This window comes from Pseudomonas sp. PS02302 (genome assembly GCF_029959585.1).
Classification (GTDB): Bacteria; Pseudomonadota; Gammaproteobacteria; order Pseudomonadales; family Pseudomonadaceae; genus Chryseomonas; species Chryseomonas aestiva.
In genome coordinates this window covers 1-9,880 of record NZ_JASCON010000125.1, presented here as the reverse complement: position 1 = coordinate 9,880, position 9,880 = coordinate 1, and the positions used below count along the sequence as shown (strand labels likewise).

At 67.8% G+C, this 9,880-nt stretch carries 6 protein-coding genes; 1 reads left to right on the top strand and 5 read right to left on the bottom strand.

What is annotated here, in order from left to right; genetic code table 11:
• Positions 1–139: 139 nt before the first annotated feature.
• Genes guaD through xdhA form a run of 4 tightly spaced genes read right to left on the bottom strand, consistent with a single transcriptional unit; the run spans position 140 to position 6,121 of the window.
• Positions 140–1,444, bottom strand: a complete 1,305-nt coding sequence (gene guaD, locus QMX82_RS24800) for a guanine deaminase (protein WP_410003688.1) — start codon at positions 1,442–1,444, stop codon at positions 140–142.
• Between the two features lie 24 nt (positions 1,445–1,468).
• Positions 1,469–2,293: a xanthine dehydrogenase accessory protein XdhC gene (gene xdhC, locus QMX82_RS24795; RefSeq protein WP_282288518.1), complete on the bottom strand. Its 825-nt coding sequence runs from the start codon at positions 2,291–2,293 to the stop codon at positions 1,469–1,471.
• Entirely contained in the window at positions 2,290–4,689 is a 2,400-nt protein-coding gene (gene xdhB, locus QMX82_RS24790) for a xanthine dehydrogenase molybdopterin binding subunit (protein WP_282288516.1), read from the bottom strand. The genes xdhC and xdhB overlap by 4 nt, the downstream gene beginning before the upstream one ends.
• Positions 4,682–6,121: a xanthine dehydrogenase small subunit gene (xdhA, locus tag QMX82_RS24785; RefSeq protein WP_208691627.1), complete on the bottom strand. Its 1,440-nt coding sequence runs from the start codon at positions 6,119–6,121 to the stop codon at positions 4,682–4,684. Before xdhA ends, xdhB begins: the two co-directional genes overlap by 8 nt.
• Before the next feature lie 315 nt (positions 6,122–6,436).
• Here xdhA and QMX82_RS24780 point away from each other — a divergent pair, with 315 nt between their 5' ends.
• The gene (locus tag QMX82_RS24780) at positions 6,437–9,007 is read left to right on the top strand and encodes a bifunctional diguanylate cyclase/phosphodiesterase (RefSeq protein ID WP_261793858.1); all 2,571 of its coding nucleotides are present in this window, start codon (positions 6,437–6,439) and stop codon (positions 9,005–9,007) included.
• Here the strand turns inward: QMX82_RS24780 and QMX82_RS24775 are convergent.
• Positions 9,004–9,636, bottom strand: a complete 633-nt coding sequence (locus QMX82_RS24775; RefSeq protein ID WP_208691625.1) for a LysE family translocator — start codon at positions 9,634–9,636, stop codon at positions 9,004–9,006. The two genes, QMX82_RS24780 and QMX82_RS24775, sit on opposite strands and share 4 nt — an antisense overlap.
• Between the last annotated feature and the right edge of the window lie 244 nt (positions 9,637–9,880).

The following is a 9,880-nucleotide window of genomic DNA, read 5'->3' as shown; positions in this document are numbered from 1 at the left end:
GGGCTTCGCTGCGCTCAGCCCAACCTACGGTAATGGGTAGGTTGGGTTGTGGGGGGCTCCTTCGCCGAAGCCCAACAGTGCCGTTTTGCTCCATCCGTGGAAAACGCTGCGCGGTTTTCCACGCTACGGGGTGACGGTATCAGGTGTCGCGGCTGTGTACCCGGCGACCGGCGGCATGGGTTTCCCGTATCACCCGGTCGTCGCCCAGGGTGGTGAGGACGAAGAGGGTTTCTTCGAGGCTCCTGGACTGTTGCAGGCGGTAGTCGAGCAGCGGGGTGGCCTTGAGGTCGAGCACCACGAAGTCGGCATCGTGGCCGGGGGCCAGGCTGCCGATGCGCTCGTCCAGGCGCAGGGCGCGGGCGCCGCCCAGAGTGGCCAGGTACAGCGACTTGAAGGGATGCAGGCGATGGCCGCGCAGTTGCTGCACCTTGTAGGCTTCGCCGAGGGTTTGCAGCAGCGAGAAGCTGGTGCCGGCGCCAACGTCGGTACCCAGGCCGACGTTGACCTTGAAGGCTTCCATCCGCTCGAGATCGAACAGTCCGCTACCGAGGAAGAGGTTGGAGGTGGGGCAGTGCGCCACAGCTGACCCGGTGTCGTGCAGGCGCTGGCACTCGGCGTCGCAGAGGTGGATGCCGTGGGCGAACACCGAGCGCGGACCGAGCAGCTGGAAGTGGTCATAGACGTCCAGGTAGTGGCTGCGCTCCGGGAACAGCGCCTTCACCCAGTCGATCTCCTTGAGATTCTCGGAGAGGTGGGTGTGCAGGTAGACGTCCGGGTGCTCGGCCAGCAAGCGGCCGGCGGCTGCCAGCTGTTCCGGGGTGCTGGTGGGGGCGAAGCGCGGGGTGACGGCATAGTGCAGGCGGCCCTTGCCGTGCCAGCGCTGGATCAGCGCCTTGCTGTCGGCATAGGCGGAGTCGGCCGTGTCCTGCAGATAGTCCGGGGCGTTGCGATCCATCAGCACCTTGCCGGCGATCATGCGCAGGTCGAGGCGTTCGGCGACCTGGAAAAAGGCGTCCACCGACTGCGGATGGACGCTGCCGAACACCAGGGCGGTGGTGGTGCCGTTGCGCAGCAGTTCACCGACGAAGACCTCGGCCACCTCGGCGGCCTTGGCCGGATCGGCGAAGGCGCCCTCGGTGGGAAAGGTGTAGGTGTCCAGCCAGTCCAGCAGTTGCTCGGCGTAGCTGGCGATCATGCCGGTCTGCGGATAGTGGATATGGGTGTCGATGAAGCCGGGGGTGATCAGGGCGTCGGGATGCTCGATGACCTGGGTGCCGGCGGGCAGGGTGGGCAGCAGCTCGGTGGCCGGGCCCATGGCCTGGATGCGGCCGTCCGCGACCAGCAGCAGGCCGTCGGCATGGTATTCATAGGAGGCGTCCAGCCCCACCTCGGCCGGGTCGGCGAGGCTGTGGAGCAGGGCGGCGCGATGGGCGATGGCGGTCATAACGATCTCGGATGAAGGATGGAGCTACTTGGGGGTAGCGGTGACCAGGCGCAGGGGCAGATCCGCCTGCTCGGCCTGGCGACCGTAGTGGGCGATGACCTCGCCGGCCACGGCGATGGCGATCTCCAGCGGCAGCTTGCCCTGGACCTCGGGCAGGCCGAGGGGGCAGCGCACCGTGGCCAGGCGGTCGGCGCCGTGGCCGCGCGCCGCGAGGCGGTGGCGGAACTTGGCCCATTTGGTCCGGGAGCCGATCAGACCGAAATAGCCATGGTCGCCACGGGCGAGGATGGCGTCGGCCAACTCCAGGTCCAGGGGGTGATTATGGGTCATGACGATGTAGTAGGCACCCGCCGGCATCCGGGCGACCTCGTCGACCGGCTCGTCGGTCAGGCACTTTTCCACGCCGGCGGGCAGGACGGCGGGAAATTCCTGGGCGCGCGAATCCACCCAGCGCACCGCGCAAGGCAGCCCGGCCAGCAGCGGCACCAGGGCGCGGGCGACATGGCCGGCGCCGAAGACGATCACCGGGACGTCCTGTGCCAGCTGAGGTTCGAACAGCAGGGTGGTGACACCCCCGCAGCACTGGCCGAGGCTGGCGGCCAGGGAGAAACGCTCCAGGCGCGGCTGGCGCGTACCGGCGGCGAGCATTTCCCGGGCGATCTCCACCGCGCGGTATTCCAGGTGGCCGCCGCCGATGGTCAGGTGCTGCTCTTCCCGGCCCACCAGCATCTTGGTGCCGGCCTCGCGGGGCGTGGAGCCCTGCTCGTCGGCCACGGTGATCAGCACGCAGGGCTCGCCCCGCGCTTCGAAATCAGCCAGTAAGGCCAGCCAGCCACGTTTGCTGTTCATGCGGGCTCCTCCGTGGCGGGGACCGGGGCGGCCTGGGACTCGGCGGCCAGGCGGCGCATGCGCTCCACGCCCCAGAGCACCCGTTCCGGGGTGGCCGGCGCGTCCAGCGCCGGGTGGAAGCGGTAATCCGCCACGCTGGCCACGGCGTCTTGCAGGGCGCACCACACCGAGATGCCGAGCATGAAGGGCGGTTCGCCCACGGCCTTGGAGTGGAACACCGTGGCCTCGGGATTCTGCCGATTCTCTACCAGCCGTACCCGCAGATCCGGTGGTACATCGCTGACGGCGGGGATCTTGTAGGTGGAGGGGCCGGCGGTGAGCAGCTTGCCGGCATCGTTCCACACCAGCTCTTCCATGGTCAGCCACCCCAGACCCTGGACGAAGCCGCCTTCCACCTGGCCAATGTCGATGGCCGGATTCAGGGAGGCGCCGACGTCATGGAGGATGTCGGTGCGCAGCAGGCGGTATTCGCCGGTGAGGGTGTCGATCAGCACCTCGGAGCAGGCGGCGCCGAAGGCATAGTAGTAGAAGGGCCGACCGCGGGCCTGGTCACGGTCGTAGTGGATCTTCGGTGTGCGGTAGTAGCCGGTGCTGGACAGCGACACCTGGCCGACATAGGCCAGCTGGATCAGCTCCTCGAAGCTCAGCAGCCGGTCGCGCACCCTGACGTGGCCATTACGGAAGTCGACCTCTTCAGGCCCGACGTGGAAGTGGCGGCTGGCGAAGTCGATCAGCCGGTCCTTGATGGTCTGGGCGGCGTTCTGCGCGGCCTTGCCATTGAGGTCGGTGCCGCTGGAGGCCGCGGTGGGCGAGGTGTTGGGCACCTTGTCGGTGTTGGTCGCGGTGATCTGGATGCGGGCTATGTCGACCTGGAAGACCTCGGCCACCACCTGGGCGACCTTGGTGTTGAGCCCCTGGCCCATCTCGGTGCCGCCGTGGTTCAGGTGGATGCTGCCATCGGTGTAGACGTTGACCAGGGCGCCGCCTTGGTTGAGGAAGGAGGAGGTGAAGGAAATACCGAATTTCACCGGGGTCAGCGCCAGACCTTTCTTCAGTACCGGACTGCCCTGGTTGAAGGCGCGGATGGCCTCGCGCCGCGCCTGGTAGTCACTGCTGGCTGCTAGATCCGCGGTCATCTCGTCGAGCAGGTTGTCTTCCACCACCTGGTGATAGTGGGTGACGTTGCGCGTCTCCTTGCCATAGTAGTTGCGCCGCCGGACCTCCAGCGGGTCGAGGCCGCGATGGCGGGCGATGGCGTCCATGACGTTCTCGATGGCCAGCATGCCCTGGGGGCCGCCGAAGCCGCGGTAGGCGGTATTGGACGCCAGGTGGGTCTTGCAGCGGTGGCCGGTGATCTGGGCGTTGCCGAGGAAATAGGCATTGTCGGCATGGAACATGGCGCGATCGATGATGGCGTTGGACAGGTCGGGCGAATAGCCGCAGTTGCCCGCCAGTTCGAAGCGGATACCCAGCAGGCGGCCGTCTTCGTCGAAGCCGACCTCGTAGTCGACGTGGAAAGGATGGCGCTTGCCGGTCATGTGCATGTCTTCGAATCGCGGCAGGCGCATCTTCACCGGGCGTCCGGTGAGATGAGCGAACACCGCGCAGAGCGCTGCGGGCATGCCGGCCTGGCTTTCCTTGCCGCCGAAGCCGCCGCCCATGCGCCTCATGTCGACGGTGACCCTGTTCATCGACACCCCCAGCACCTCGGCCACCTGCTTCTGCACCTCGGTGGGATTCTGGGTGGAGGAATAGACCAGCATGCCGCCGTCTTCGGTGGGCATCACCGAGGCCACCTGGGTTTCCAGGTAGAAGTGCTCCTGGCCGCCAATGGCCAGTTCGCCTTGCAGGCGATGGGGCGCGGCGGCCAGGGCGGCGGCCGCGTCACCGATCCGGTGGCTGTGGCTGGGCGAGATGAAGTGCTCACGTCTGAGCGCTTCCTTGACGTCGAGGACGGCCTCCAGCGGCTCGTATTCGACGCGGGCGGCCTGGGCGGCGCGGCGGGCGGCGTCGAGGCTGGTGGCGGCCACCGCCAGCACCGGCTGGCCCAGGTACAGCACCTCGCCATCGGCCAGCAGCGGATCGCCGGGCAAGACGGCGCCGATGTCGAGCTGGCCGGGTACGTCGGCGGCGGTGATGGCCAGCGCCACACCGGGGATCTGGTAGCAGGGCGCGAGATCGATGTGTTTGATCCGCGCGTGGGCGTGCTCGCTCATCCGCGCATAGACGTGCAACTGGTTGGGAAACTCCAGGCGGTCGTCGATGTACAGGGCTTCACCGCTGACATGCTTGTCGGCGCTCTCGTGCTTGAGCGGCTTGCCGACGCCGGTGGCCAGGCCGGCGGCGAAGGCCGCGGCCATTTCCTCGGGGGTACGGGCGGGCAGGGTGCTAGACATGGGCGGTGACCCTCGTGGCGAGCGCGGGCTGGGTGGTTTCCAGGTGACATTTGCGTAGCAGGTTCTGCGCCGTCAGCAGGCGGTATTCGCGACTGGCGCGGAAATCCGACAGCGGGGCGAAATCCTCGGCCAGGGCCTGGACGGCGCGCTCGATGGACGCGGCGTTCCAGGCCTCGCCGAGCAGCGCCTGTTCGCAGCGCGCTGCCCGCCTGGGTGTGGCCGCCATGCCGCCATAGGCGATGCGCACGCTGGCGACGCGGTCCTGCTCTAGCTCCAGGGCGAAGGCGGCGCAGACCGCGGAAATGTCGTCATCCAGTCGCTTGGACACCTTGAAGGCGCGGAACACCAGGCCCGCGCGTGACCGCGGCACCCGTACCGCCTGGATGAATTCGCCCGGCTCCAGGGCGGTCTGGCGATAGTCGAGGAAGAAGTCGTCGAGGGCCAGTTCGCGTAGCCGTTCGCCCTGGCGCAGCAGCACGCTGGCACCCAGCGCCAGGAGCAGGGGCGGACTGTCGCCGATGGGCGAGGCATTGCCGATGTTGCCGCCCAGGGTGCCCTGGTTGCGGATCTGCAGGGAGGCGAAGCGCTGCAGCAAGGCACCGAAGTCCGGGTAGTCGGCGGCCAGGGCGGCGGTGCAATCGGCCAGCGGGGTGGCGGCGCCGATCTCGATGACCTCGTCGCTCAGGGTAACGCCGCGCAATTCGGGCAGGTTGCCCAGGTAGATCAGGGTCTCCAGCCGGCGATGCTGCTGGGTGACCTCCAGGGCCAGGTCGGTGCCGCCGGCCAGCAGACGCGCCTCGGGATGGGTCAGGTAGAGACTGGCCAGTTCGCTCAGGCTGGTGGGGCTGTGGCAGCGTCGACCGTCTCCCTCCAGGCGCGTAGCGGGCATCGGCGCCAGGGCCTGAAGACGCTCCAGGGTCTGCTGCTCGCGGGCATCGAACTGATCCGGCTGCCGGCCGGCGCAGGCCTGTTCGGCCGCAGCCAGGATCGGCCGGTAGCCGGTGCAGCGACAGAGATTGCCGGCCAGGGCTTCGTGGGTCGCGGCGTCATCCGGCGCGGCCACGTTTTTCTGCAGGGCGAACAGCGACATGACGAAGCCCGGGGTGCAGTAGCCGCACTGGGAACCGTGGCAGTCGACCATGGCTTGCTGCACCTGATGCAGACGGCCCCGGTGCTTGAGGTCCTCGACACTGATCAGCTGCCGGCCGTCCAGCGCCGCGACAAAGGTCAGGCAACTGTTGACGGTGCGATAGCGCAACCGGTCGCCATCGGGCTCGGCCAGCACCACCGTGCAGGCTCCGCAGTCGCCCGAGGCGCAGCCTTCCTTGGTGCCGGTCTTGCCACAGCGCTCGCGCAGGTACTGCAGCACGGTGAGGTTGGGGTCGAGCTGCTCTTCGCTGCGCAGCTCCTGGTCCAGCAGAAACCTGATCACGGCCGCTCTCCACCTGGTCTCGAATGTCTTGATGGTGGGTAAAGCTGACCGATAGGTCAACAATTGCCCGGTCGAGTGGAGCGCTCCTGTCGTTTTTGGGCAAGCGGCTGAGCCAGGGCTGCGCCGTCTTGGCGCGCCCAGCGCCGCGATGCTCATGGATGGTGCAAATCTGGCCGCTCTAGCCGGGGTTTCTGCGGAATCTTTAGGCCGACGCTTCAAGGCGGCCAGGGCTGTGCCGATATAAAAAGCAGACGATTACAGCCTCATCCCTGACCGTCCGCCGTTCCGTTCAATTCGTTGCCTCAGGTCGCCCCCGTGCCCACTCAACTCAACCATGTCGCCCGTCAGGCCTCCCTGGGTTTCTTCGCCCTGGTCATCCTCATCTTCACCCTGGCCGGGTGGATGCTGTTCGACCTGTGCGCGCGCATCGACGAGCAGCAACGCCACCACAGCGAGGCGGATGCCCAGCGGGCGCTGGAGACGCGGCTGGACCGACTGGGCCGGGTGCTGACCGATTATTCCTTCTGGATCGAGGCCTATGCGCGGACCGGCAAGAAGGTCGACGTCAACTGGGCCTACGAAGAAGACAATGTCGGACCATCCCTCTACAGCGGCTACGGCGTGAATGGCGCCTTCATCCTGGCGCCCACTGGTGTCACGCGCTACGCCGTGGTCGGCGGCGGTCGCAGCAAGCTGCAACTGAATACCTGGCTGGGCGACGACCAGGCGCCGTTGCTGGCCCAGGCCCGGGAACGCTCGCTCAAGGACGGCTATGCCCAGGGCTATTTCCTGATCGAGGGCAAGCCAGCCAGCGTGCTGGCCGCGGTCATCCGTCCGGACGCCACCTACCAGGATTTCAAGCGGCTGTCCTACATGGTCTTCGTCGACATCCTCACGCCGGACAAGCTCGCCCAGCTCGGGCAGACCTTCGAATTGCCCGGGCTGACCGCGGAGCCAGGGGCGCTGCCCTCACTGGCGGAGTGGCCGACCCTGGTGGTGAGATCCGATCCGGGTATCGCCGTGACCTTCCACTGGCGGGTGCACGGCATGGGGCAGCGCCTGCTGGGGCAGTTCCTGCCGTTGCTGGCGGCGATGTGCGGTCTGGCGCTGCTGCTGGTCTGGTACCTGCGCCGCCGGATCGGCCTGGCGGCGCGGCAGACGGACGTGGCCGAAGATGCCCTCAGGCACAGCGAGCAGCGCTTCCGCACCGTTTCCGAGGCCTCGTCCGACTGGATCTGGGAAAGCGACGCCGAGCAGCGGCTGGTCTATCTTTCGGAGCGCTTCGTGGCGGTGACTGGCTTCAGCCGCGAGGACTGGGTGGGCCGCCCGCTGCACGAACTGCTCGGCTATCCGCCGAGCCAGGTGGAAGAAGTGGCGAGGACGCCGCTGGCGGCCGGCCGGACCCGGCGCCCGCTGCGCTGCGAGATGCGCGACGCCCAGGCCAAGCTCAGGTACTGCCAGCTGACGGCGCAACCCATCATCAGCGGTGGTCTGCTGGCGGGCTTTCGCGGCACCGTGTGCGACGTGACCGAGGAGATCGAGGCCAAGGCGCGCATCGAACACATCAGCCAGCACGATGCCCTGACCGGACTGGCCAACCGTCATCAACTGCACCGCTACCTGGCGCAGCGCTTCGCCGAGGGCGTCAACGCCAGTCAACCGCTGCATCTGCTGGCCCTCGACCTGGACCGCTTCAAGCCGGTCAACGATGCCCTCGGCCATGGCGCCGGCGACCAGGTGCTCTGTCAGGTCGCCCGCGAGTTGCGCGCCAGCGTGCGCGAAGGCGATCTGGTCGCGCGCATCGGCGGCGATGAATTCGTCATCGCGGTGAATGGCTGCCTGAGCGCCGAGCAGGTGAGCGTGCTGTGCAACCGCATGCTGGAGGGCATCGGCCGGACCATGCGCATCGACGAGCACGACATCAACATCGGGGCGAGTATCGGCATCGCTCGGGCGCCCCAGGATGGCCATGGCGCCGAGGATCTCCTGCGCTATGCCGACATCGCCCTGTACGAAGCCAAGGCGGCGGGGCGTAACACCCTGAGGTTCTATGAGCCCACCATGAATCAGCGCATTCTCGAGCGGCGCCAACTGGAGACCGAGTTGCGCCTGGGGTTGCAGCGGCTGGAATTCGAGCTGGATTTCCAGCCACGCTTCGCCGCCAATGGCCAGCGCTTGCTGGGCGCCGAGGCGCTGGTGCGCTGGAATCATCCCGTCCGGGGTCGGCTGGCGCCCGCCGAGTTCATCGGGCTGGCGGAGGAGACCGGGCTGATCCTCGGCCTGAGCGACTGGGTGCTGCAGGAGGCGTGCAGCCAGGCAGTGACCTGGGACCCGGAGCTGATCGTGTCCATCAACCTGTCACCGCTGGAGTTCCAGCGCGATGACCTGGTCGCGCGGATCAGCAAGGTCCTCCTGCGCACCGCTATCGACCCGGCGCGGGTCGAGCTGGAGCTGACCGAGAGCGTGCTGCTGGACGATGCCGCCGGTGCCCTGGAATTGATGAAGAAGCTCAAGTCCCTGGGCGTGCGCCTGTCCATGGACGACTTCGGCACCGGCTATTCCTCGCTGAGCTATCTGCGCACCTATCCCTTCGACTGCCTGAAGATCGATCGCAGCTTCGTCTCCAACATCGAGGTCAGCGAGAGCAATGCGGCCATCGTCGAGGCCATCGTCAGCATGGGGCGGGCCCTGTCGTTGACGGTGGTGGCCGAAGGCATCGAGACCGCCGGCCAACTGGCGCGCATCGCCGACCTCAGGTGCGACCAGGCCCAGGGCTTCCACCTGCAGCGGCCGCTGTCCCCGCCGCGTTTTGCGGCCTTGCGGCAGGAGCAGTCTCAGCCGCGGGAAGCGTCGAACGACGCCAGCCGGACCCTGGTCACGCACTAGGCGCCTGGGGACCCCAGGGCCGCCCCCAGCAACAGCGCGGCGAACACCAGAAAGAGCGCGCCAGCCGCCCGCTGTAGCCGGGCGAGGGGGGTACCCGAAGTCAGGCGGGCACTCAGGACTGTCGCCGCCCCGGCGTAGCTGCAATGGATGATGAAACTCATCAGGCAGAAGGTCGCCACCAGCAGCACCAGCTGCGGCAACACCGGGCGATCCGCCTGGATGAAGGAGGGAAACAGCGCCAGGAAGAAGATGATCAGCTTGGGATTGGTGAGGGACACCAGCAAGCCCTGCAGGAGGTGTCTGCCACCGCTGACCGAAGGCCGAGTGGCGGCAGGCTGCCGGCCTTGGGCCGCGGGACTGCGCAGACGCCGCAGCCCCAGCCAACCCAGGTAGAGCGCGCCGACCAGTTGCAATCCCTGCAGGGTCCGTGGCGAGCTGCTCACCAGGGCGCCGAGCGCGGTGCTGGCCAGGATGGCGACCAGCAGTATGCCCAGCACCACCCCGAGGATGCCCGGCAGGGCGCCGCGCAGCCGTAGCTGCAGCGCGTTGGTGATCGTGAGCAATACGCCCGGGCCGGGGCTGGCGATGGTGAGGCCGCACAGCAGCAGGTAGAGGGCGAAGTGTTGCATCGGGTGTGTCCGCACCTGCTGGCATGGGACGACCCGAATGGCCGTCTTCCTGGAAGGCTGGCCGGTGCCGGCCAGGGTTGCCCAGTATGGTCGACCGGCTCACGGCGGTCACGATGCAGATGCTGAGCTTTTGTACCGGACAGCCGCTCGGGCCGGCCCGGAGCGGCGAGTGCCGTCTTCCGCTATCGCAAGCTCAAGGCGGCGGGGGTGGCGGGTTGCCCGCCGCCCCCCCGCGCCGTGAAGG

What these genes read in the sequence shown, in the direction of transcription:
- xdhC (WP_282288518.1), bottom strand. Translation starts at nt 2,293, where the DNA reads ATGAACAGCAAACGTGGCTGGCTGGCCTTACTGGCTGATTTCGAAGCG.
- guaD (WP_410003688.1), bottom strand. Translation starts at nt 1,444, where the DNA reads ATGACCGCCATCGCCCATCGCGCCGCCCTGCTCCACAGCCTCGCCGAC.
- QMX82_RS24775 (WP_208691625.1), bottom strand. Translation starts at nt 9,636, where the DNA reads ATGCAACACTTCGCCCTCTACCTGCTGCTGTGCGGCCTCACCATCGCC.
- xdhB (WP_282288516.1), bottom strand. Translation starts at nt 4,689, where the DNA reads ATGTCTAGCACCCTGCCCGCCCGTACCCCCGAGGAAATGGCCGCGGCC.